This window comes from Streptomyces tubercidicus (genome assembly GCF_027497495.1).
Lineage (GTDB): Bacteria > Actinomycetota > Actinomycetes > Streptomycetales > Streptomycetaceae > Streptomyces > Streptomyces tubercidicus.
In genome coordinates this window covers 6,810,711-6,834,158 of the sequence record NZ_CP114205.1, presented here as the reverse complement: position 1 = coordinate 6,834,158, position 23,448 = coordinate 6,810,711, and the positions used below count along the sequence as shown (strand labels likewise).

The window sequence follows — 23,448 nt, the reverse complement described above, 5'->3', positions numbered from 1 at the left end:
AGCGTCAACTCCGGTTTCCAGTACGTGGCGAGGTCGTTCTTGGCAGTCTCGCACCGCATCCGGGTGTCCGTGCTCGGAGTACACGTCGGCCACGTCGACGACAACTTCGCCCACGCCCAGCCGGTCGCATTCGGCCAGCCACTCGGCGCTGCCTCCCAGCGGCGCAGGCCCGCGCTGACAGCCTTCCTGGTCCTCGGCAGGCCAGCAGATGCGCCGGTCCCGGGGTGGTGGGACGGTGGTCGTACAGCGCGTGCCTCGGCCCGGAGGGGGTCAGCCCAGGCGCCCGTCATAAGGCAGTGCGATGCCTCGTCACAAGGCAGTGCGATGCCTCTCCCGCCGGTGCCCGGCTTGTGGTGCGCCCGGCGGTGTGGTGGGCCAGGAGACCCATGAGGCTTGCGGCGCACCTGGGACGTGGACGCCATGCCGGGCCGTCGCGGCACGTAACCCGCTCACCCTGGAGGTGCCGACGTGACCGCCGAAAACCGGGAAACCACCACCCTCACCGCGCCGCCCGTGGCTCTCTGCGGAGACCCCAAGGACAGAGACGAGTTCCTCTGGAATATGGCCTGGGACTGCCGGGAGCGACAGATCAACGCATTCTGGCTGATGTCCAGAGGCGTGAAGGGATATCTGCTGGTCGCCACCGACCGCATCAAGGGAATCGAGTGCCCGGACCTGGTGTCCGGCGCCTTCGCCGCCAATAATTACTGGCAGGTCGCCGAAGAGCGCGGCGAATACTGGTTCAACCAGCAGAAATGGGGCGTGATCGGGCTGGGGATCAATGCCGCCGGTCACCGTTCGCACGACCAGTTGCACATCCATGTATCCGGAGTGCGCCAAGATGTGAAAAACGGGCTCGACACGGCCTACCGTTCAGGCAAGATCCCCAAGGACTTGAAGAGTTGGGGCACGTCGTTGATCACGGTCACCGGGGCGGACCAGAGCGGAAATCCGCAGCCCCGGAGCTATCGCGTGGTCCACATCGACAGCTTGAAGACGCTCAATCTCTTCAAAACGCTCAACGACTATGTGGTGGCCCCGCACGGTGAGGCAATGGGCAATCAGACAATGATCGCCATCGAGGCCAAAGACGGTCCGGCCGACGGGTACTACATCCTCAACAGCTGGGAAGGGCTCCCCCACCCCAGCACCACTCCCCCGGGAATCGCCGTCTGCGACAGCCTCCTCATCTGTAAGTGAGCGCGCGTTGCGCAGCGGTGAGTGAGCGCTGCGTTCCGCGGGCGGTCCTCGGCGGTTACGCCTTCTCCCCCTCCCCGTCCCCGGGCTCCTGGTACTCGCTGGTCCCGGCGTCGAGGAGGGGCGTGCGGGGGCGGCCCGCCGCCTTGGAGAGCCAGCGCAGGGAGTGGTAGCCGGTGAGCACGGTGAGGGTTCCCAGTGCGATGCCGCTGAGTTCGAAGTTCTCGGAGAATTTCAACGAGACGCCGCCGATGGCGATGATGATTCCGGCCGCCGCGGGGATGAGGTTCAGGGGGACCGAGAAGTCCACGTTGTTCCGTACCCAGATCTGGGCTCCCAGCAGGCCGATCATGCCGTACAGAATGACGGTGATACCGCCCAGCACCCCGCCGGGGATCGCCGCCACCACCGCGCCGAACTTCGGGCACAGGCCGAAGAGCAGGGCGAAAGCGGCCGCCGCCCAGTAAGCCGCGGTGGAATACACCCGGGTGGCCGCCATGACGCCGATGTTCTCGGCGTAGGTCGTGGTGGCGGGGCCGCCGACCGCCGTCGACAGGACCGTTGCCGTGCCGTCGGCGACGATGGCCATGCCCATTTTGTCGTCGAGAGGATCACCGGTCATGGCGCCAACTGCCTTGATGTGTCCGGCGTTCTCCGCGATCAGCGCGACAAGGACCGGCAGGGCGACAAGGATTGCGGAGGCCGAGAAATTCGGTGCGTGGAAGGTGGGAACGCCGATCCAGTCGGCCTTTTCCACGCCCGAGAAGTCGATGCGCCAGTGGTCCGTGAGCTTGCCCGCGCCATTGACGGAATGAATCTTTCCTGCGGTGCGGTCAAGAATCCAGGACAGGCCATAGCCGAAGACCAGGCCCAGGAAAATGGCGATCCGCGACCAGAAACCCCGGAGCACGACGAGGGCGAGTCCGGTGAACAGCATCGTCGCCAGCGCCGTCCACTGATCCTGGGGCCAGTACGTGGACGCAGTGACGGGCGCGAGGTTGAAGCCGATCAGCATCACGACCGCGCCGGTCACGGCCGGCGGGAGCACGGCGTGGATCACCCGGGCCCCGACGACATGAATGGCGACACCGCAGCCGGCCAGGCAGGCACCCACCACGAGCATCGCGCCCGTCAGGGTGCCGGCGTCACCGCCCTGGCCCGCGATCACGACGGAGACGCCCACGAAGGAGAGCGAGGAGCCCAGGTAGCTGGGGATGCGTCCGCGGGTCATCACCAGGAACAGGGCGGTGGCGACACCCGACGCCATCAGGGCGAGGCTGGGATCCAGCCCCATGAGGACGGGCGCGACGAAACAGGCCCCGATCATCGACACCACATGCTGGGCGCCGAGCGCGATCGTCCGCCCCCAGGTCAGCCGCTCGCCGGGCCTGACCACCTCGCCGGGCTTCAGATGCCGCCCGTCGCCATGCAGCTTCCACCCGAAACCGGCCATGATCACTCTCCACTCTGCGACGCCCTGCACGTCACAGAGCCGAGGTGATTCATAGTCGAACGACTGCGTCTGAACAAACTGACGCGGGCACAGCACAGGCCGGCGTGCCACAAGCGGGCGCGGCACAGACGGGCCTGCCACAAGCGGGCGCGCCGCCGATTCCCCCGTTCCGGTCATCGGCGAGCCACACACCTCACGATCCGCAATCGCACTGTCACGCTGAGTGGATGACGACAACTCAGGCGTACGGCGGTCCCGGCCGCACGGGCCCGGCCGGGGGATCCGCCGCCCGTCCCCCGACCGGTGCGGAACCCGAGGGTGTGGCGGAGGTGCTGGCCCGGATGCGGGCACTGGGCGCGGGGCTGCCCGCCGAGGACGGGGTGGCGGTCTTCAACGGGGTCTATCTGGCCGTCACCGAAGCGGTGGCGCGGCGCATCGGGGACGGTACGTTCCAGGACCCGGCGGCCACCGGCGAGCTGGACATCCGCTTCGCGCGGCGCTACTTCGACGCGGTGGATGCCGCGGCCGCCGGACTGCGGCCACCGGCCTGCTGGCGGCCGCTCTTCCAGCTCCGCCGCCATCCGGGGGTGCGTCCGCTGCAATTCGCACTGGCCGGGATCAACGCCCACATCGGCCACGACCTGGCGCTGGCCGTACTGGACACCTGCCGGGCGCTGGAGTGCGAACCGGCCGCGCTGGAACGGGACTTCGACCGCGTCGGCGGGGTCCTGACGAGCCTGGAGGAGCGGATCCGTGAGCTGCTGATGCCGGGCCCCGATGTGCTGGACGTCGCCGATCCCCTGACCCATCTGATCGGCTCATGGAGCCTGGACAAGGCCAGGGACGGCGCCTGGGTCGCGGCCAGGGCGCTATGGAGCGTACGCCGACTCCCGGATGTGACCGAGGAACTCACCGAGCGCCTGGACGCCGGGGTGGGCCTGGTCGGTCGGATGCTCCTGACTCCCCTGCCGAGCTGATCCGGGCCCCGCACGGATCGCCACCGCACCGCGCGCGGCTGACCCCGAAGGCCGAAGGCAGGAGTGGCTCACCCACGCACGCCCCACTCCTGCCATGTCCCTCAGGGCTCCCAGCCCTCGTCCCCCCAGGGCCTTAGTCCTCCGGCAGTTCGACCGGGGCGATCTCGTCGTAGACATCGCCCGGACCCGGGTTGGTGGCGTCCGTCGTGCCGCCGAAGTGGTGCATCACGCCCCAGACCGCGTTCAGTGCGGTCTGGACGGCGCCCTCGGCCCAGCCGGCCGTCCAGGAGATGTCGTCGCCCGCGAGGAACAGGCCGCGCTTGTCCTCGGGGAGGCGGTCCTGCATGAAGTGGGTGAACAGGCGGCGCTGGTAGCGGTAGTGGCCGGGGAGGTTCGCCTTGAAGGCGCCCATGAAGTAGGGCTCGTTCTCCCAGGACACGGTGACCGGGTTGCCGATGATGTGCTTGCGGATGTCGACCTTGGGATAGATCTCGCCGAGCGACTTCAGCATGACCTCCATCCGCTCGTTCGCCTCCAGCGGCAGCCACTTGAGGCTGTCGTCGCACCAGGTGTAGGAGAGGCAGATGACGGCGGGTTCGTCCGGGCCGTTGTCGAGCAGGTAGGTGCCGCGGGTCATCCGGTCGGTCAGCGTCATCGACATGACGTCGCGGCCGGTGTCCTCGTCCTTGTCCAGCCAGAAGGGGCGGTCGACAGGGACGAAGAGCTTGCTGGACTCCATGTAGTGGGTGCGCTCCATCGCCGTCCAGTGGTCGATGGGGAACAGCGAGTCGTCGCAGGCGATCTTGCTCAGCAGCATCCAGGACTGCGCGGTGAAGACGGCGGCCTCATAGGTGCGGATGTCACCGTCGGCGTCGGTCACCGTGATGTGGTTGCCCGCGGTGCGGTGCAGGCGGGTCACGGCGGGCCGGGGCGTGCCGTCGTGCAGCGAGGACAGCGAGGTGCCCGGCGCCCAGTGGACGATCTTCTGCGGTTCGCGCTCCCACAGGCGCAGCGGCAGCTGCTGGCTGCCGCCGACGATGCCGCGGTGGTGGTCGTCGGCCTCGGTGTAGACGACCCGCAGGATCTCCAGGATGGAGTTGGGGAAGTCGGTGTCCCAGCCGCCGGTGCCGAAGCCGACCTGACCGAAGATCTCCCGGTGGCGGAAGGACTTGAAGGCCGTCGAGTCGCAGAGGTAGCCGTAGAAGGTCTGGTTGTCGAGCTTCTCGACGAGCCGGGACCAGATCTCGCGGATGCGCGGGACGTCGCGCTCGCGGATCGCCCGGTTCATGTCGGAGAAGTCGGCGCCCTCCTCCAGGCAGGCGTTCCAGGCGTCCATGACCTGGTGGTAGACCTCGGGGAGGTCCTCGACCGTACGGGCGTAGTGCGACTCGCCCTTGAGGTCGACGACGGTCGACGGGGTGTCCGCCGCCAGCGGGTTGGGGAACGGCGTGGTCTTCAGGTCCACCAGGTCGATGTAGTGCTGGAGCGCCGTCGAGGACGGCGGGAAGCGCATCGCGCCCATCTCGGCGGACAGTCCCGCGGCATCGGCCGGGGTGCCTTCGAAGCCGACGGTCCGCAGCCGGCCGCCTATCTGGTCCGCCTCGTAGACGACGGGCTTGAGGCCCATCTTCATCAGCTCGTAGGCGGTGACGATGCCGGAGAGGCCACCGCCGATGACCGCGACCTCCTTGCCGTGCTCGGTCGCGGGGACCTGGCCGAGGCCCGCCGGGTGGGCGAGGAAGTCGTCGTAGGCGTACGGGAAGTCCGGGCCGAACATGGTGATCGGCGGCTGGGCATCCGCGTGGTGGGCGGCGGTGGGCACCGTGGACGTCATCGGGGACGGGCTCCTTGCAGACAGGGCGCGGCAGACAGGCAGGGCAGGGCAGCGCAGGCCGGGGTGGGCCGGCCTGCGGCGGATCGGGGGGGCGGATCGGGGGCGGTTCGGCGGGGGCGGCGGCGGGTCAGGTCACGTCAGCGGGCCGTACAACTCCGGCCGGCGGTCGTGCAGATGCGGGTTGTCCGCCCGGGACTGCTTCAGGAAGGCGGGGTCGACCTCGGCCCGGACCAGCTGCTCGGTGCGGCCGGCGCGGGTGCGGACCACGCCGTCCGGGCCGGCCAGGCAGCTGAGGCCGACGAACTCGAACTCGCCCTCCGCGCCGACCCGGTTGACGTACGCGACGTACATCTGGCTCTCGAAGGCGCGGACCGGGATGACGGACTCGGCGACGAACTGGAAGGGGTGCATCTGCGCGGTGGGCACCAGCAGCAGATCGGTACCGGCCAGCGCATGGGCCCGGACGTTCTCCGGGAACTCCACGTCGTAGCAGATCAGCAGGCCGATCCGGAGGCCGGCCAGCTCGGCCTGGACGACGGCCCGCTCCCCCGGCGTGAACCACTCGTGCTCGAAGCAGCCGAAGAGATGGGTCTTGCGGTAGTTCGCGAGCCGCTCGCCGTCCGGGCCGATGAGCTGCGCCGAGTTGTAGACCGCGGCGCTGTCGGGCTCGTCCTGCGCGGCTCGTTCGGGGTAGCCGTAGAGCACCGCGATGCCGTGCTCGGCGGCGATCTTCCCGATGGCCTGGGCGCTGTCGCCGTCGGCGGTCTCGGCGAGGCGGTGGACGTCGGCGCCGATCGCGTAGCCGGTCAGGAACAGCTCGGGGCAGGCGAGCAGTCCGGCACCGGTCGCCGCGGCCTCGCGGGCCGCGTCGTCGAGAACCCGCAGGTTGTGCGCGACATCGCCGGGCCGGCCCGAACTCTGGAGCAGGGCGGTGTGCAGCGACGTCATGGGACCCCTCGGCGGACGGTGCGGGCGGACGCCTTGACGCTACGGGCCGCCGGTGATCCGGGACAAGGCGCCAGCGTTGCGCGCCGATGGACGATTCATTGCGCGTTCAAGGGACTGTGCGGTGATTCGTTGCGCCTGTGGCGGAGCGGTCCCCGGGGATTGCTCGTCAGCCGCCCCGGCGCGCGTCGAGCCGCAGGTCGGCGCCCGGGAGTGAGGTGGGTGGCCGGGTCAGGTGGGCCGTCGGGTCGGGTGGGTGGTCAGGGGCGGCACATCCCGCACCGACTCCCGCACCGTCTCCCGTACCAGCCCGCGCAGCCACCGGTGTCCCGCATCGGCCTCCTGGCGCGGGTGCCAGGCCATCTCCATGTTCATCGGTGGCAGTTCGAGCGGGATCGGCAGGGTGCGCAGCCCCAGCCCGTGGACCGTCGCCAGCCCGGCCCGCTCGGCGGTCAGGCCCACCGCATCGCTGTCGCGGACCATCATCAGCGCGGCGGCGAAGGTCGGGACGGTGGCGATCACCTTGCGCCGCAGGCCGTGTGCGGCGAGGGCCTCATCGACCGGCCCGGTCAGCCGGCCGCGGCGGGAGAAGTTGAGATGGGCGGCGTCGGCGTAGCGGCGCAGGGTGAGTTTCCCGGCGGTCAGCGGGTGGCCGTCGCGCACCACCGCGACGCTGCGGTCGACGAACAGCTCCTCCCGGCGGATCTCCGGCTCGGGGCTGTCGATGACGCCGAACTCCAGATCCGCTGCGCCGTCCCGCAGCAGCGGCACATCGATATGGCTCTCGCCGAGGAATCGCAGTACGACCTGCGGCGCTTCGCGGGCGGCGCGGGCGACCAGTCGCGGGCCGACGTCGGTGACGAAGAGATCGTTGGCGTAGAGGGTGAACACCCGGACCAGCTGGGCCGGGTCGGCCGGCGCGGACGGGGCCAGGACGCCGTGTGCCGCCTCCACCAGCCGCCGTACCTCGGCCCTGATTTCCAGGGCGCGCGGGGTGGGCACCATATGGCGGCCGGCCCGCACCAGAACGGGGTCGCCGATCGTGCGGCGGATACGACCGAGGGCGCGGCTCATGGCCGGTCCGGAGAGCCCGAGCCGGTCGGCGGCCGCGGTCACACTCTGCTCTTCGAGCAGGGCGTCCAGTGCCGTCAGCAGGTTGAGGTCGATGTTTGCGTTTCGCGCAATCATGGAGTGCACCCCTTGCATTTGAGGTCATCTGAGATGGACCTTAGCGTCCGGGCATGACCTCCACCGGTTCCCCTCCGGAGTCCCCTCCCGCGGCCGCCGGGGCGCTCGGTGACCGGGTGGGCCGCGAGGGGGTGCCGCTGGCCGGGCTCGGGGTGTTCGGCGCGGGCGCGCTGCTGTGCGCGCCGACGACCTCGTCGGCGCGGCACGGGAGTTGGGCGCCGCGCTGGGGATCGCCGTGGTGGGCACCGTACTGTCCGTGCGCGTCGCCTCGGGGACCGGGCACGGGGCCACGGCCGTCACCGCGTTCACCGACGGCACGGCGCTGGGCTACCGGATCGCGGCGGGTGTGGTGCTGGTGGTGGGCGCCGCCGTGGTGAGCGGTCTGCGGGCCGGCGCGCGGCCAGGCGTGACCTGAAGCGCGCGGCCGCCGCGACAGGCGGCGGGTCAGCCCGGCGCCCCCGAGCTGTAGCGCCGCAGCAGCGGGGAGAGCACCAGCACGGACTTCGTCCGCTCCACGAACGGCTCGCCCGCGATCCGTTCCAGCACCCGCTCGAAGTGCCGCATGTCGGAGGCGAAGACCTGGACGACGGCGTCCGCCTCACCGGTGACGGTGGAGGCGGACGCCACTTCCGGGTAGCGCGACAGGCCGCGGTGGATCGACTCGGGCGAGGTGTTGCGGCGGCAGTAGATCTCGATGAACCCCTCGGTCTCCCAGCCGAGCGCGGCCGGGTCGACCCGTACGGTGAATCCGGTGATCGCGCCGTCCGCCCGCAGCCGGTCCACCCGGCGTTTGACGGCCGGTGCGGACAGTCCGACCTCCTGGCCGATGTCCGCATAGCTGCGGCGGGCGTCCTCGGCGAGGGCGTGGACGATGCGTTCGTCGAGATCGTTCAGTCGCACTGCGGGTGGTTCACTTCTCTGCGGTGGCCAATCGGGAGCGGCGCAAGCCGTATCCGAAGTAGAACACAAGGCCCACGACCATCCAGACACCGAAGACCATCCAGGTCACGGTGCCGAGGCTGCCCATCATGTAGACGCACAGCAGGAAGCCGATCGCCGGGAAGAGCGGCGAGAGCGGGGTGCGGAAGCTGCGCGGCATGTCGGGCCGGGTGCGGCGCAGCACGATCACCGCGATATTGACCAGCGCGAAGGCGAACAGGGTGCCGATGCTGGTGGCGTCGGCCAGCTCGCCCAGCGGCACCGCGGCGGCGAGCACCCCGCAGAACAGCGAGACCAGGACGGTGTTGGCGCGCGGCGCACCGCTCTTCGGGTGCACCTTGGAGAACACCTTCGGCACCAGGCCGTCCCGGGACATCGCGAACAGGATGCGGGTCTGGCCGTAGAGCACGGTCAGCACGACGCTGGCGATGGCGACGACCGCGCCGAAGGCGAGCAGCACGGCCCACCAGCTCTGGCCGGTGACCGCCTTCATGATCCCGGCCAGCGCGGCCTCCGAGCCCTCGAACCTCTGCCAGGGCATCGCGCCCACGGCGATGGCCGCGACCAGGCAGTACAGCGCCGTGACGATCACCAGCGAGAGCATGATCGCGCGCGGCAGGTCGCGCTGCGGGTCCTTGGCCTCCTCACCGGCGGTGGAGGCGGCGTCGAAGCCGATGTACGAGAAGAACAGGGTCGCGCCGGCCGCGCTGACGCCCGCCATGCCCATCGGGAAGAAGTTCGCGTAGTTGCCGGACCGCACGCCCTGGACGGCGACACCGCAGAACAGCAGCAGCGCGGCGATCTTGACGACGACCATGATCGTGTTGGCGCGGGCGCTCTCCTTGGCCCCGCCCAGCAGGAACACCATCGCGAGCAGTACGACCAGCAGGGCCGGCAGGTTGAAGATGCCGCCGTCGCCGGGCGGCTGGGACAGCGCGTCCGGGATGGTGACGCCGAAGACGCCGTTGAGCAGCTCGTTCAGATACTGGCCCCAGCCCACGGCGACGGCCGCGACCGAGACGCCGTACTCCAGGATCAGACACCAGCCGCAGACCCAGGCGACCAGCTCACCGAGGGTGGCGTAGGCGTAGGAGTACGAGGATCCGGAGACCGGGATGCTGCCGGCCAGCTCGGCGTAGGACAGCGCGGAGAACAGCGCGGTGACACCGGCGATCACGAAGGCGAGGATGACCGCGGGCCCGGCGTCCGGGACGGCCTCGCCGAGGACCACGAAGATGCCGGTGCCGAGCGTGGCCCCGATGCTGATCATGGTCAGCTGCCACATGCCCATGGAGCGCCGGAGCGTGCCGCCCTCCCCCTGGCCGCCCTCGGCGACCAGCCGCTCGACGGGCTTGCGCCGCATCAGCCGCGTGGCCAGGCCCCCGGACGAGGGGGGACGGGGGTCGCTGTCCCCTGCGGGCGGGGATGCGCCGTGCTCCAACACTGGGGTGGCTCCTTTATCGCTGCCGATCAGATGACGGGTACGGATGACGGCGACCGGCAGCGGTCGGTATACGGGCATGCCGAAGCACCCCGCAGCAGGAGACCGCCGAGCAGGCGGTCCCCGCCACTCCACGTACAGCGCTTGACCCTACGGCCCGCCGCTGACCTGCCGTAATGCAGGTTCCTTGCGTAACGGCGCAGGATCGTTGCGCACCGGCGCGGCGGACGGTGGTTCGTTGCGCGCCAGGGTCCGATCGTACGGGTTCCGGGGCGCGGTACAGACCGGGCCCCCGGGTTCCGCTTACGCGAACGGCCCCGCACGGAGTCCGTGCGGGGCCGTTGAGCGGCGGTGACGAGGACCGGCGGGCGGCCTCGTGACGGGTCAGTTCCAGCTGTCGTGCAGCGGCTTGCCCTCGGCGTAACCGGCGGCGCTCTGCACCCCGACCACGGCCTTCTCGGCGAACTCCGCCAGGGAGGCCGCGCCCGCGTAGGTGCAGGAGCTGCGGACGCCCGCGATGATCGAGTCGATCAGGTCCTCGACGCCGGGGCGCGCCTGGTCGACGAACATCCGCGAGGTGGAGATGCCCTCCTCGAAGAGCCCCTTGCGGGCCCGGTCGTAGGCCGACTCATCGCTCGTACGGTTGCGCACCGCACGGGCGGAGGCCATCCCGAAGCTCTCCTTGTACGGGCGGCCGTCGGCGGTGTGCTGGAGGTCACCGGGCGATTCGAGGGTGCCGGCGAACCAGGAGCCGATCATGACGTTGGACGCCCCCGCGGCCAGCGCCATGGCGACATCGCGGGGGTGCCGGATGCCGCCGTCGGCCCAGACGTGCTTGCCGAACTTCCTGGCCTCGGCGGCACACTCCAGCACCGCGGAGAACTGCGGCCGACCGACGCCGGTCATCATCCGGGTGGTGCACATCGCGCCCGGTCCGACACCGACCTTGATGATGTCCGCCCCGGCCTCGATCAGATCGCGCACGCCCTCGGCGGCCACGATATTGCCCGCCACGATCGGGACCTGCGGGTCCAGCCCCCGGACCGCCTTGATCGCGCTGATCATCGACTCCTGATGACCGTGCGCGGTGTCCACGACGAGAGTGTCCACACCGGCGGCCAGCAGGGCCTTGGCCCGGCCCGCCACATCGCCGTTGATGCCGACGGCGGCCGCGATCCGCAGCTTGCCGTCGGCGTCCGTGGCGGGGGTGTAGAGGGTGGCCCGGAGCGCGCCCTTACGGGTGAGGATGCCGATCAGCATGCCGTCCGCGTCGACCGCGGGCGCGAGCTTGCGGTTGGCGGCGTCGAGACGGTTGAAGGCGTCCCGCGGGTCGATGTCCGCGTCCAGGACCAGCAGGTCCCTGGACATGACCTCGGCCACCTGGGTGAAGCGGTCCACCCCGGCCAGATCGTGTTCGGTGACGACACCGACCGGGCGGCCGCCCTCGACGACGATGCCCGCGCCGTGCGCCCGCTTGGGCAGCAGCGCCAGGGCGTCGGCCACGGTCGCGACCGGGGACAGCACGATCGGCGTGTCCAGGACCAGATGACGGCGCTTGACCCAGGTCACGACGTCGGTGACGACATCGAGCGGGATGTCCTGCGGAATGACGACCAGACCACCACGGCGGGCCACGGTCTCGGCCATCCGGCGGCCGGCGATCGCCGTCATGTTGGCGACCACGAGCGGGATGGTGGTTCCCGTCCCGTCATGCGAGGAGAGGTCCACGCCCTGGCGGGAGCCGACGGCGGAGCGTCCGGGCACCATGAACACATCGTCGTAGGTCAGGTCGTAGGGCACCGAAGAACTCTCTTCGAGCGCGCCGTTCTTCGGGTTCAGGAATCGCATATGGCCAGGATACGGGCCCTGACCAGGGGTCATATGATTGTCCGAGCACTTCTCCGGCCGTGTGTGCGATCCCCCAAGGGGCCCTGCGGCGCCCGGTGTGTCCCTGCCCGCACGGGGAGGCTCGGCGCCGAGGGCGGACCGCGCGGCATCGCCGCTGGTCGGGTCGCCGCTGCCGTCGCTAAGCGCCCTGCCGGGCCCGTCCGCGGGCCATGATCACGGCCAGCCCGGCGTCCGTGTCCCGCCAGTAACCCACCGCATCCGCCAGCACGCCCTCGACGATGCTCCAGTCCTCGGGCGCCGCGGCCGCGTACCCCTGCCAGCCCGTCACCACGAGCAGCCGGCCGCGGCCGGCCGGGCACCAGGACAGATCGGTGAGGCTGTCGGCGAGCGCGTCCCAGTTCCGGCCGAACCAGTCCGGCAGCCGCAGCGCGCGGACGCAGCGCTCCATGAAGGCGGCCTTGTCCGCGACCCCGTCGAGGTCCAGGGCCGCCCCGGTCCAGCCGGCGTCCCGGGCGGCGGTCAGCGCGTCCGCCACCGCGCGCTCAGCGGGCCAGGGCAGCACGCCCGCGGGTGTGCTGCCGTCGAGCACCGCCGCAAGCGGCCGGGGCACGGGTTCCGTCATCGGAGCACCGCCTTGAAGGACCGGTAGTGATCACTGGTGTAGTACGTCTCATGGCCCTCGCCGGTGACCAGCCGGCGGGCGCCGCGGTCCGGTGCGCCGGGCGTGGGGACCGTGTACTCGTGGTAGTAGCCGCGCGGCTGACGGGGCAGCAGTCGCTCCCGGTTGCCGAAGACCGTGCCGTCCCGGTCGTACGGGAAGGGCCCGCCGGCGTCGATGAGGCGCAGGGTGTCCCGCGCCTGGGAGGGCAGCTCGCCGACCGGAACGACCGGCATGCCCTGGGCCCAGTCCGGTACGCCGGAAGCGCGCGGCGTCCCGTCGACGGCCGTGGCTCCGGCCCGTGGCGCCGCCTGCGAACTCCCGTTGGCCCCACCGCCCGTGGCACACCCGGTGAGCACCAGGAGCAGCCCGGCGAGCAGCGCGCCGACGAGGGCGGCGGCGCGGCGCGGACAGGAGCGGATCACCATGCGCCGATGCTGTCACAGGCCCGCGCGGGCTGCTCGTCGATGACCGTGCCCCCGGTGCCCGCGGGCGGCTCGGCACCGGCCGTCGCGGCCGCTCCCGTACCGCGTCCGGCTCGGGCGTACGTCACGCCCCGTCAGGGTCGGCGCGGTCCAGTGCGGGGCGCGTCCCCGGGCCGGTCTCCAGCAGCAGATGGTCGGCCGCGGCGGTGTCCGTGACCAGGCTCGTCACCAGACCGGAGCGCAGCACCGCGCCGATCGCGGCGGCCTTGCGACGGCCGCCCGCGATGGCGACGACCTCCGGGATACGGCGCAGCCGGTCCGCCTCGACCGTGATGCAGCGCTCGCCGAGGTCCCGGCCGATCCGCCGCCCCTCGGCATCGAAGAGGTGCGCCGACATCTCGGCGGCGGCACCCAGCGAGGCGTAGTGCTCCCGCTCCTCCTCGCTCAGCATGTCGTAGACGGTCGAGACGCCCGGCTCCCAGGAGCCGATGGAGACGCAGGCGACGGTGACCTTGTCGAAGTACTCGAACGCGCGGGCAATGCCGGTCTGGCGGCGCAGCGCCTCGGCCGTCGCCGAGTCGGGCAGCAGCATCGGCGCGTAGATCGGGTGCGCCTCGCCCCCGGCGACATCGGCCGCCCGGCGCACCGCCTCGACCGAGCCGCGGTCGGCGGTCCCCGCGTCGTAGACACCGGTCAACTGCACGACGGTGCACGGCGGGAGGCGGTGCAGCGCGGCGGCCATATGAATGGTCGACCGGCCCCAGGCCAGCCCCAGCACATCGCCCTCGGCGACCAGCTCGCCCAGCAGGTCGGCGGCGACCTCACCGAGGTTCTCCGGGTCGGCGGCGTCCTCGGGCGGGGTCTGGCCGCCGAAGGCGGGGGGAGCATCGGCGGGCGACTCGACGACCACCGCGTGCCGCAGGCCGTAGCGGGCCCGGAGGGCGTCGGAACGTTCGGCGTCCAGCTCGGAGGGCACCCGGATCTCGATCCGTACGAGATCACGCTCCAGCGCCGTCTCCAGCACCCGCGCGACCTTGAACCGGCTGACGCCGAATTCCTCCGCGATCTGGATCTTCGACTTGCCCTCAAGATAGAAACGGCGGGCCATGGCCGCGGCCTGCACCAGCTCGGCAGGGCCCATTCCGGACTGTGGGCGGCTGGCTACCACGAAATTCTCCCCTTTTGCGCATCTGATCGAGTCTTTGCTCATCCTTTCAGAAACCCGGCGGCAGCGGGGACCATCGGCGCCCCGACCCTCGTGAACGCTCGGTGGCCCCGCAGACAAGGGGCGGCACCAGTCGTGCCACAGGAAAACTCCCGTGGCCGGAATCGACCGGTCCGCCCGCGCCCCGCTCCGGAATTCAGTGCGCGCAGCCCCAGCCCGCCGCCGCGGTCGCCCTCTCGGCCTGCTCCCGCAGATCCCGGACCGCCTTCGCCGGATCGTCCGCGCCGTACACCGCGGAGCCCGCGACGAACACATCCGCGCCCGCCTCCGCACACCGCTCGATGGTGGCCGCCGAGACCCCGCCGTCCACCTGGAGCGCCAGCTGAAGGCCGTGCCGGGAGATCAGCTCACGGGTACGGCGGATCTTCGGCAGCATGATGTCCAGGAAGGACTGGCCGCCGAAACCGGGCTCCACGGTCATGATCAGCAGCATGTCCAGCTCGGGCAGCAGATCCTCGTACGGCTCGATCGGCGTGGCCGGCTTCAGCGCCATCGACGCCCGCGCCCCCTTGGCCCGGATCTCCCGCGCCAGCCGTACGGGCGCGCCCGCCGCCTCCACATGAAAGGTCACGGAACCGGCCCCGGCCTCGATGTACTGGGGCGCCCAGCGGTCCGGGTCCTCGATCATCAGATGCAGATCGAGGGGCGTATCCGTCGCCTTGCTCAGCGACTCGACGACCGGCACACCGAGCGTGAGATTCGGCACGAAGTGGTTGTCCATGACGTCGACGTGCAGCCAGTCGGCGCCCTCCACCGCCTTCGCCTCCTCGGCGAGCCGAGCGAAGTCCGCGGACAGAATGCTGGGGTTGATCAAGGCCATGCCCCCCAGTATGGCGTGCGGGGCGGGGGGCGTGGGGTGGGGGTACGGCCCCCGTCAGCCCGTCCGGCGCAGCAAGGCCAAATACATCGCGTCCGTCCCGTGCAGATGCGGCCACAGCTGGACGTCCGGGCCGTCGCCCAGTGCCGGTACGCCGGGCATCAGGGGGCGGGCGTCGATCCACTCCACCTCGATCGGGTCACCGCCGCGGCCCTTGATCACGTCGTCCACCACGGCCCGGGTCTCGGCCGGATGCGGTGAGCAGGTCGCATAGCCGACGACGCCGCCGATCCGGACCGCGGCGAGTGCCTGCCGCAGCAGTTCGCGCTGGAGCGGGGCGAAGCCGTCCAGGTCTTCCGGGCGGCGTCGCCAGCGTGCCTCCGGGCGGCGGCGCAGGGCGCCCAGACCGGTGCAGGGGACGTCCACCAGGACCCGGTCGAAGGCGCCGGGCCGCCAGGCGGGGCGGGTGCCGTCGGCCGTGATGACCGCGTACGGGCCGGGGTTGCCCTCCAGTGCCCGCGCCACCAGACGGGCGCGGTGCGGCTGCTTCTCGGAGGCCAGCAGGGTGGCGCCGCGCTGCGCCGCGAGCGCCGCCAGCAGCGCCGCCTTGCCACCGGGACCGGCACAGCCGTCGAGCCAGGCCCGGTCGGGGCCCTCGACGGGGGCGTTCGCCAGTGCCAGGGCGACGAGCTGGCTGCCCTCGTCCTGCACCCCGGCGCGCCCCTCGCGCACCGGGTCCAGAGCGCCGGGCTCACCGCCTTCCGCGAGCCGGACCGCGTACGGGGACCAGCGGCCGGGGAGCGCGCTCTCCTCGCCGGCCACCGCCAGCAGTTCCTCGGCGGTGCTGCGGCCGGGGCGGGCCACCAGGGTCACCTCGGGGCGTTCGTTGTCCGCCTCCAGCAGGTCCTCGATACCGGCCCGGCCGCCGCCGAGCGCGTCCCACAGGGCCGAGACGATCCAGCGGGGGTGTGCGTGCACCAGGCCGAGGTGATCCTCGGGGTCCTCGTCGTAGTCCGGGGAGACCCGCTCCAGCCAGCCGTCCAGGTCATGGGCCGCGACCTTGCGCAGCACCGCGTTGACGAACTTCGCCCGGCCGTCGCCCAGCACCACCCGTGCCAGCTCCACACTGGCGCTCACCGCGGCATGCGTCGGAATACGGGTACCGAGCAGCTGATGCGCCCCGAGGGTCAGCACGTCCAGGACCGGCGGGTCCACCTCCCGCAGCGGCCGGTCCACGCACTGCGCGATGATCGCGTCATACGTGCCCTGCCAGCGCAGCGAGCCGTACACCAGCTCCGTCGCCAGCGCCGCGTCCCGGGCGTCGAAGTCGCCGCCCTCACGCGCCTTGCGCAGCAACGGCGGCAGGACCAGATTCGCATAGGCGTCGCGCTCGTCGACGGCCCGCAGCGCCTCGAACGCGAGGATCCTGACCGGGTCCTTCTGCGGGCGGCGATGGGGCTTGCTGGGGCGACGGTGCGGCTGCTGACTCACAGAAAAGGTGCTCCGGATACGAGATGAGAGGTCGGCCCCAGCCTACGCGGGCGGGCCGCCCGAGCGCGCGGGGCGGCCCGCCCCGGAGACCGCCCGAGGGCCGCGGGCGAGGGCCCGAGGGCGACCCGAAGGCGGGCCCGCGCCAGGGCCCGTGCGCGGGGTCGGTCCGGGGGTCAGTCCCCCAGCCGCTCGCCGCCCTCGATGCGCACCCCGCGCGCCCAGTCCGCGGCCTTCATCGGCTTCTTGCCCTGCGGCTGGACCCAGATGAGTTCCACGGGGTGGCTGCCGGTGCCGACGTACACGGCCTTCTTGGTGACGGCGAGTTCGCCGGGCGCCAGGGCCGGCTCCGCGTGGTCCGCGGCGGAGACGGCCGCCATCAGCTTGAGGCGCTCGCCGCGGAAGACCGTCCAGGCGCCGGGCGCGGGCGCGCAGCCACGGATCACCCGGTCGACCCGCAGCGCCGGCGCCGCCCAGTCCACCTTGGCGTCCTCGACCTCGATCTTCGGGGCGAGCGTGATGCCCTCGGCCGGCTGCGGCACCGCCTGCAGGGTGCCGTCCTCGATGCCGTCCATCGTCGCCACCAGCAGCCCGGAACCGGCGAACGCCAGCCGGGTGAGCAGATCGCCGCTGGTGTCCGTCGGCCGGACCTCCTCGGTCAGCACCCCGAAGACGGGGCCGGAGTCCAGACCGGTCTCGATCTGGAAGGTGGAAGCGCCGGTGACCTCGTCCCCCGCGAGCACCGCATGCTGGACGGGCGCCGCACCGCGCCAGGCGGGCAGCAGCGAGAAGTGCAGATTGACCCACCCCTTGGCGGGAATGTCGAGCGCGGTCTTCGGCAGCAGCGCGCCGTAGGCGACCACCGGGCAGCAGTCCGGCGCGATCTCCCGGAGCCGGGCCAGAAAGTCCTCGTCGCGCGGCTTGGCGGGCTTGAGCACCTCGATGCCCTCCTCCTCCGCACGCTCCGCGACGGGGCTGGCGACCAGCTTCCGGCCGCGGCCGGCCGGGGCGTCGGGCCGGGTCACCACGGCCACGACCTCGTGCCGGTCCGAGGCGATCAGGGCATCGAGGGCGGGTACGGCGACCTCGGGGGTGCCGGCGAAGACAAGCCTCATGGGTGGCGAACTACCTCTCACACGCAGCGGAACGACGCACCAGTCTATGGGTCCCGTACGAGGCCAGGGGCGGCGGTTCGAGGGGGCGTACAGGATTTCCCGCGCCTTGTACGGAAGCTCGTACGCCCCCATACCGTGACCAGAGCCGCTGCTGTCGCGTTGGTCAAACAGCATTGACCCGGGCCGGGCCGCATTGGCGGCCCGCTCGTTTTCATCCTTCCTATTTCACGCCGGTTCGAGAGGCTTGCTCATGGCCGACCACGCAACCCACGACGCCCAGGCGCGCGCCAGCCTGCATCTCCTGGTGCGGGACATCGAACGGGTGCGCCGGCAGGTGGACGCACTGCGCACGCTGACCGCTCAGCTCGGCAACGTCTACCGGCCTCGGCGCACGGGCCCCTCCGCGGGCTTCGTCGTCTACGGACGCGCGCCCGCTCCGACGGTGCGCCTCGCCCAGGAACTGCGGGACAGCGTCGAAACCCTTGTCACCGCCGCGGTCGACTTCGACCGTTCGCTGGGATTCTCGTGGGATGCCGTGGGCTCGGCGCTCGGCGTCACCAAACAGGCGGTACACCGTCGTTACGGTGCCCGCAGAGCCGCCGCCCAGCCCGCGGAAGGCAACGGCGGGGAACCGGCGGTGCGTTCGCCGGAGCCCTCGGCGACCCGTGCGGTGACCGTGGCCGCGGGGCTGCCCGGCGCCGCGTCCGTCCCGGCCGCCCGGTCCATGCCCGCCCAGTCCTCCGCGGCCGCCCGCGAGGAGCCCGCCCGGCCGGGCGCCTTCCCCGGCCCCCGCAACGGCTGAACCACCCGCGACACGGGCGCCTGTGCCCCCACGCCGCTCGCCAACGCCCCGGGACGCCGCCCCTGGTCCCGGGGCGGCGCCATGCCCGGGGCCGGGCCGGTGCTCACCCCAGATCGGGCGGATCGATCCGGACCCGTACGGCCTCCCCCTCCCGCTTGACCAACCGGGCCGCGCGGGCGGCCTTGAGCGCGGCGGCGAGGGCCGCGCCCTGGCCGGGGCGGACCCGGACCAGCGCACGCTCCCACTGCTCGCCCGGCGGCGGATCGCCCGGCCGGCGCGGGCGCCCGGGGTCCGGCACCGGCAGCGGCACAGGCCCCAATACCTCGGCTTCCACGGGGAGTTCGGCGGATCGCAGCAGCTCGGTGACATCCTCACCGCGGCCGGCCACCGAGGCCATCCGCGACACCGGAGGAAAGCCCAGCTCGGCCCGTTCGGCCAGCTCGCGGACCGCATGGCCGACCGGGTCCCAGCGCACCAGCGCCTGCACCGGGCGCAGCGTCGGCTCCGCGATCACCGCGACCGTGCCGCCCTCCACCTGGCCGCGGACCAGCGCGGCGGCGCCCAGCCAGCGGCGCAGCGCCTCCTCACCGGCCCGCAGATCCGGCCGGCCCAGCAGCGCCCAGCCGTCCAGCAGCAGCGCGGCCGCATACCCGCCGCCCTCGGCCACCGGCTCCGCACCCGGGGTGCTCACCACGAGCGCGGGGGCCCCGGGCACCGTGGCCAGCACATGGTCCCGCCCCGAGGTCCGCACCGGCACCGCCGGGAACACCCGGCCCAGCTCCTCCGCCGTCCGCCGTGCCCCCACCACCTGGGCCCGCAGCCGGGCACCGCCGCACTCGGAACAGTGCCAGTCCGACTCGGGGCGTCCGCACCACGCGCAGCACAACTCACCGGCGTCCCGCGCCTCCAGCGGGCCCGCACAGGCCCGGCAGCGCGCGGGGGTACGGCACCGTTCGCACGCCAGCCGGGGCGCGTATCCCCGGCGCGGGACCTGGATGAGCACCGGTCCGCGCTGGAGGCCCTCCCGCACCACCTGCCAGGCCATCGTCGGCAGCCGGGCGGCCCGCGCGGCGGCGTCGCGCGCCTCGTCGCCGTCGCCGACCGTACGCACCAGGGGCGCCGCGGCCCGCACCACCTCGCGCTCGGCGGTCAGCGGGCGCGCCCAGCCCGTCTCGACCAGCTGGGCCGCCTCGACCGTGCAGCTCAGGCCGCCCAGCAGAAAGCCCGCGCGCTCATGGACCGACCGCTGGATGAGGACCTCACGGGCATGCGGCTGCGGCGCATGGGGATCGCTGTGGCTGGCGTCCCCGTCGTCCCAGAGGGCCACCAGGCCCAGGTCGGCGACCGGCGCGAACATCGCCGCCCGGGTCCCGACCACGGCCCGCACCGCGCCACGGCTGACCGCCAGCCAGCGGCGATAGCGCTCCTCGGGCCCGGCGTCGGCGGTCAGCAGCACATGGCGGCCCGCGCCGATCAGCTCGCCGAGCGCCGCGTCCACCCGCGCCGCGGCCCGCCCGTCCGGCACCACCACCAGCGCACCGCGCCCGCCCGCCAGCGCCGCGGCCGCCGCCCGCGCGAGCTCCTGCGGCCAGGTCGCCCCGGGCAGCGCCGTCCACACCGCGCGCGGCGCGTCCCCCCGGGTGAGCGCCGCCAGAAACCCGGCGCCCGCGCCGTAACGCTCCCAACTCCCCGGCTCCGGGGGCGGGTTGGGTGGCAGCGGCGCGGGCGACGGTTTGGCCTCCGCGCGCGCCCGGCGCGGCGGCACGGCCAGCTGCACCACATCGGCGAGCGTCCCGGCATAGCGGTCCGCCACCGATCGGCACAGCGCCAGCAGCTCCGGCGTCAGCACCCGCTCGGACGACAGCACCTGCGCGACCGGGGCGAGCACCCCCCGGTAGTCGCTCTCCGCGACCCGCTCCACGATGAACCCGCTGACCAGCTTGCCGCCCTCGCGCCGGCCGCCCTTCTCCCCCGCACCGAAGCGCACCCGGACCCGCACCCCGGGCTGCGCCTCCTGATCCATCGCCGCCGGCACCGCGTAGTCGAAATACCGGTCGAGGTGCACCAGCCCCTTGTCGACCAGCACCCGCGCCACCGGCAGCTCGGCGGCCAGCTCGGCCCCCCGCCACGTCCGCGGCTTCGCCCGCTCCGTCTTGGTCTCCCGCACGGCCTCCCGGATGAGGGCCAACTGCTCGCCCGCATCCGACGCCCCCGCGTCCGGTCGCCCGTTCTCCCTGCTCACAGCATCAGTCTTAGCAGACCGCACGGACAGTGCCCGGCGGCCTGTGGACAACCGAAGGCCCCGGACCGCCGAGCGGTCCGGGGCCGTGGCACCTCACACGGGCGAGCGGGGATTTACAGCCCCGCGGCCTGCTTCAGCGCTTCCACGCGGTCCGTGCGCTCCCACGTGAAGTCCTCCAGCTCACGGCCGAAGTGGCCGTAGGCGGCGGTCTGGGAGTAGATCGGGCGGAGCAGATCGAGGTCGCGGATGATGGCCGCCGGACGGAGGTCGAAGACCTCGCCGATGGCCTGCTCGATCTTGTCGGTGTCGACGGTGGCGGTGCCGAAGGTCTCGACGAAGAGACCGACCGGCTCGGCCTTGCCGATCGCGTAGGCGACCTGGACCTCGCAGCGGGCCGCGAGGCCGGCGGCGACGACGTTCTTGGCGACCCAGCGCATCGCGTAGGCGGCCGAGCGGTCGACCTTGGACGGGTCCTTGCCGGAGAAGGCGCCGCCACCGTGGCGGGCCATACCGCCGTAGGTGTCGATGATGATCTTGCGGCCGGTCAGACCGGCGTCACCCATGGGGCCGCCGATCTCGAAACGCCCGGTCGGGTTGACCAGCAGACGGTAGCCGTCGGTGTCCAGCTTGATGCCGTCCTCGACCAGCTGGTTGAGGACGTGCTCGACGACGAACTCGCGGATGTCGGGCGCGAGCAGCGAGTCCAGGTCGATGTCGCTGGCGTGCTGCGAGGAGACCACGACGGTGTCGAGGCGGACGGCCTTGTGACCGTCGTACTCGATGGTGACCTGGGTCTTGCCGTCGGGACGGAGGTAGGGGATGGTGCCGTTCTTGCGGACCTCGGACAGGCGCTTGGACAGGCGGTGCGCGAGGTTGATCGGGAGCGGCATCAGCTCCGGGGTCTCGTCGCAGGCGTAGCCGAACATCAGGCCCTGGTCGCCGGCGCCCTGCTTGTCCAGCTCGTCGTCATCGCCCTCGACGCGGTTCTCGTACGCGGTGTCGACACCCTGGGCGATGTCCGGGGACTGCGCGCCGATGGACACCGAGACGCCGCAGGAGGCGCCGTCGAAGCCCTTCTTGGACGAGTCGTACCCGATGTCCAGGATCTTGTTGCGGACGAGGTTGGGGATGTCGGCGTACGCCTTCGTCGTCACCTCGCCGGCCACGTGCACCAGGCCGGTGGTGATCAACGTCTCCACGGCGACCCGGGATGTCGGGTCTTCCTTGAGGAGAGCGTCGAGGATGGTGTCGCTGATCTGGTCAGCGATCTTGTCGGGGTGGCCCTCGGTGACGGACTCCGAGGTGAACAGGCGGCGGGACACATCGCTCCCTGGGGTTGCAGCGGCTGCTGGCTGATCATTGGCGGACGGGCCGAGAGCTGCGCTCGACCCGATCCACTCGCCAGTTTATCGGTCGTATGCGGCGTTCGGGCACGCGGTCTCGATTTATGGACCCCTCGTGACCTGGGACACCACGGCTTACGGTAGGACGATCACCTTGAGAATGGGGCGGGTCAAGGGGACGTGCCCGATTTTGAGGGGCCGATCCAGTGATTCCGGGGCCGGTTCGGCGTCTCAGCGGCGAGTCTCGGCCAGACGGGGTGCGACCAGGTCCCAGACCGTCTCGGCCAGGGTTTCCTTGGGCCCGTACGGCACCGGGGTCTCAGTCCCGTCGGCCGCGAGGATCACCGCTTCGTTCTCCGCCGAGCCGAAGGCCTTGTGCTCCCCGACCTCATTGACGACCAGCAGGTCACAGCCCTTGCGGGCGAGCTTGGCGCGGCCGTTGGCGAGCACCTCGTCGGTCTCCGCGGCGAAGCCGACCACGACCTGGCCCGGGTGTGCCCGCTCGGCGGAGATCTCGGCGAGGATGTCCGGATTTCGTACCAAGGCGATGGGTTCCGGCTCCTGGCCCTCGATCTTCTTGATCTTGCCCGTGGTGTAGACGGCGGGGCGGAAATCGGCGACCGCGGCGGCCATGACCACCGCATCGGCGTCCGCGGCGGCCTTCAGCACGGCCTCACGCAGCTGACGCGCCGTACCGATGGGGATCACCTCCACCCCGGCCGGATCGGGCAGCTCGGTGTTTCCTGCGACCAGGGTGACCCTGGCGCCGCGGGCCGCCGCTGTACGGGCGAGCGCGTAGCCCTGCTTGCCGGAGGAGCGGTTGCCCAGATAGCGGACGGGATCCAGCGGCTCGCGGGTGCCGCCCGCGCTGATGACGACATGGCGTCCGGCGAGATCCTGCTCGGTCGCCCGGTCACCGCGGGCCAGCACCCGGCGGCAGAATTCGAAGATCTCTACCGGGTCGGGGAAGCGGCCCTTGCCGGTGTCGACGCCGGTCAGCCGGCCGACCGCGGGCTCGATGACGAGCGCGCCGCGGCGGCGCAGGGTGGCGACGTTCTCCTGGGTGGCGGGGTTCTCCCACATCTCGGTGTGCATCGCGGGCGCGAAGATCACCGGACAGCGGGCGGTGAGCAGCGTGTTCGTCAGCAGATCGTCGGCGAGGCCGTGGGCGGCCTTGGCCAGCAGATCGGCGGTGGCGGGCGCGACCACGACGAGCTCGGCGGCCTGGCCGATACGGACGTGCGGGACCTCGTGGACGGACTCCCAGACCTCGGTCCCGGCCGGGTTGCCGGACAGCGCCGACCAGGTGGCCTCCCCGACGAAGTGCAGCGCCGAAGCGGTCGGCACCACCCGTACGTCGTGCCCGGACTCGGTCAGCCGCCGCAGCAGTTCACACGCCTTGTACGCGGCGATCCCGCCGCTGACCCCCAGGACGACCCTGGGCCGCTCCCGCTCCCGCTTGTCCATCGCTTCGCCGCTCCCCGGGTCTAGGTCCCTACGTATGCCCCTAT

21 protein-coding genes are annotated in these 23,448 nt (G+C 72.0%); 4 read left to right on the top strand and 17 right to left on the bottom strand.

Annotated elements, in window-relative coordinates:
- Positions 1-468 precede the first annotated feature (468 nt).
- Positions 469-1,200, top strand: coding sequence for a CDP-diacylglycerol diphosphatase (locus tag STRTU_RS29915; protein ID WP_159747972.1), 732 nt, complete (start codon positions 469-471; stop codon positions 1,198-1,200).
- Between the two features lie 55 nt (positions 1,201-1,255).
- Here the strand turns inward: STRTU_RS29915 and STRTU_RS29910 are convergent, their stop codons facing one another.
- On the bottom strand, positions 1,256-2,650 hold the full coding sequence (locus STRTU_RS29910; protein ID WP_159747970.1) for a uracil-xanthine permease family protein: 1,395 nt from the start codon (positions 2,648-2,650) through the stop codon (positions 1,256-1,258).
- A 227-nt stretch (positions 2,651-2,877) separates the two neighbouring features.
- Between STRTU_RS29910 and STRTU_RS29905 the strand changes: the two genes are divergently transcribed.
- Positions 2,878-3,627 (top strand): DUF5995 family protein, encoded by a 750-nt coding sequence (locus tag STRTU_RS29905; protein WP_269777406.1) that lies wholly within the window; start codon positions 2,878-2,880, stop codon positions 3,625-3,627.
- Between the two features lie 133 nt (positions 3,628-3,760).
- On the opposite strand, the gene STRTU_RS29900 is transcribed toward STRTU_RS29905, so the two are convergent.
- From STRTU_RS29900 to STRTU_RS29890, 3 genes are all read right to left on the bottom strand, one after another.
- Positions 3,761-5,461, bottom strand: coding sequence for a flavin monoamine oxidase family protein (locus tag STRTU_RS29900; protein ID WP_159747968.1), 1,701 nt, complete (start codon positions 5,459-5,461; stop codon positions 3,761-3,763).
- A 132-nt stretch (positions 5,462-5,593) separates the two neighbouring features.
- On the bottom strand, positions 5,594-6,409 hold the full coding sequence (locus tag STRTU_RS29895) for a carbon-nitrogen hydrolase family protein (protein WP_159747966.1): 816 nt from the start codon (positions 6,407-6,409) through the stop codon (positions 5,594-5,596).
- A 228-nt stretch (positions 6,410-6,637) separates the two neighbouring features.
- Positions 6,638-7,594: a LysR family transcriptional regulator gene (locus STRTU_RS29890; RefSeq protein ID WP_159747964.1), complete on the bottom strand. Its 957-nt coding sequence runs from the start codon at positions 7,592-7,594 to the stop codon at positions 6,638-6,640.
- Between the two features lie 175 nt (positions 7,595-7,769).
- Here STRTU_RS29890 and STRTU_RS29885 point away from each other — a divergent pair, with 175 nt between their 5' ends.
- Entirely contained in the window at positions 7,770-8,009 is a 240-nt protein-coding gene (locus tag STRTU_RS29885; RefSeq protein ID WP_159747961.1) for a hypothetical protein, read from the top strand.
- 29 nt (positions 8,010-8,038) lie between these two features.
- Here the strand turns inward: STRTU_RS29885 and STRTU_RS29880 are convergent, their stop codons facing one another.
- The 10 genes from STRTU_RS29880 to fmt form a co-directional block, all read right to left on the bottom strand.
- On the bottom strand, positions 8,039-8,494 hold the full coding sequence (locus STRTU_RS29880; RefSeq protein ID WP_159747959.1) for an Lrp/AsnC family transcriptional regulator: 456 nt from the start codon (positions 8,492-8,494) through the stop codon (positions 8,039-8,041).
- 10 nt (positions 8,495-8,504) lie between these two features.
- Positions 8,505-9,977 (bottom strand): amino acid permease, encoded by a 1,473-nt coding sequence (locus STRTU_RS29875; protein ID WP_159749682.1) that lies wholly within the window; start codon positions 9,975-9,977, stop codon positions 8,505-8,507.
- Positions 9,978-10,358: 381 nt separating this feature from the next.
- Positions 10,359-11,822 carry a GuaB1 family IMP dehydrogenase-related protein gene (locus STRTU_RS29870; protein WP_159747957.1) on the bottom strand — a complete coding sequence of 488 codons (1,464 nt, stop codon included), beginning with the start codon at positions 11,820-11,822 and terminating at the stop codon, positions 10,359-10,361.
- Positions 11,823-12,000: 178 nt separating this feature from the next.
- On the bottom strand, positions 12,001-12,444 hold the full coding sequence (locus tag STRTU_RS29865) for a barstar family protein (protein ID WP_159747955.1): 444 nt from the start codon (positions 12,442-12,444) through the stop codon (positions 12,001-12,003).
- Positions 12,441-12,908 carry a guanyl-specific ribonuclease gene (locus STRTU_RS29860; protein WP_159747953.1) on the bottom strand — a complete coding sequence of 156 codons (468 nt, stop codon included), beginning with the start codon at positions 12,906-12,908 and terminating at the stop codon, positions 12,441-12,443. The genes STRTU_RS29865 and STRTU_RS29860 overlap by 4 nt, the downstream gene beginning before the upstream one ends.
- Entirely contained in the window at positions 12,902-13,033 is a 132-nt protein-coding gene (locus STRTU_RS29855) for a hypothetical protein (RefSeq protein WP_269777405.1), read from the bottom strand. Before STRTU_RS29855 ends, STRTU_RS29860 begins: the two co-directional genes overlap by 7 nt.
- Positions 13,030-14,046, bottom strand: a complete 1,017-nt coding sequence (locus STRTU_RS29850) for a sugar-binding transcriptional regulator (RefSeq protein ID WP_159749680.1) — start codon at positions 14,044-14,046, stop codon at positions 13,030-13,032. The genes STRTU_RS29855 and STRTU_RS29850 overlap by 4 nt, the downstream gene beginning before the upstream one ends.
- Positions 14,047-14,266: 220 nt before the next feature.
- Complete coding sequence (gene rpe / locus STRTU_RS29845) at positions 14,267-14,950, bottom strand: ribulose-phosphate 3-epimerase (protein WP_159747951.1); 684 nt, start codon at positions 14,948-14,950, stop codon at positions 14,267-14,269.
- A gap of 54 nt (positions 14,951-15,004) precedes the next feature.
- Entirely contained in the window at positions 15,005-16,438 is a 1,434-nt protein-coding gene (locus tag STRTU_RS29840) for an RsmB/NOP family class I SAM-dependent RNA methyltransferase (protein ID WP_159747949.1), read from the bottom strand.
- Between the two features lie 173 nt (positions 16,439-16,611).
- Positions 16,612-17,550, bottom strand: coding sequence for a methionyl-tRNA formyltransferase (gene fmt, locus STRTU_RS29835; protein WP_159747947.1), 939 nt, complete (start codon positions 17,548-17,550; stop codon positions 16,612-16,614).
- Positions 17,551-17,800: 250 nt separating this feature from the next.
- Between fmt and STRTU_RS29830 the strand changes: the two genes are divergently transcribed.
- Positions 17,801-18,352 (top strand): hypothetical protein, encoded by a 552-nt coding sequence (locus STRTU_RS29830; protein ID WP_159747945.1) that lies wholly within the window; start codon positions 17,801-17,803, stop codon positions 18,350-18,352.
- Positions 18,353-18,455: 103 nt separating this feature from the next.
- Here STRTU_RS29830 and STRTU_RS29825 read toward each other — a convergent pair whose 3' ends face one another.
- The 3 genes from STRTU_RS29825 to coaBC all read right to left on the bottom strand — a co-directional run bounded on the left by STRTU_RS29825 (position 18,456) and on the right by coaBC (position 23,404).
- Positions 18,456-20,594 carry a primosomal protein N' gene (locus STRTU_RS29825; protein ID WP_159747943.1) on the bottom strand — a complete coding sequence of 713 codons (2,139 nt, stop codon included), beginning with the start codon at positions 20,592-20,594 and terminating at the stop codon, positions 18,456-18,458.
- Between the two features lie 113 nt (positions 20,595-20,707).
- Positions 20,708-21,916 carry a methionine adenosyltransferase gene (metK, locus tag STRTU_RS29820; RefSeq protein ID WP_159747941.1) on the bottom strand — a complete coding sequence of 403 codons (1,209 nt, stop codon included), beginning with the start codon at positions 21,914-21,916 and terminating at the stop codon, positions 20,708-20,710.
- A 252-nt stretch (positions 21,917-22,168) separates the two neighbouring features.
- The gene (gene coaBC / locus STRTU_RS29815) at positions 22,169-23,404 is read right to left on the bottom strand and encodes a bifunctional phosphopantothenoylcysteine decarboxylase/phosphopantothenate--cysteine ligase CoaBC (protein ID WP_159747939.1); all 1,236 of its coding nucleotides are present in this window, start codon (positions 23,402-23,404) and stop codon (positions 22,169-22,171) included.
- Positions 23,405-23,448: the final 44 nt, after the last annotated feature.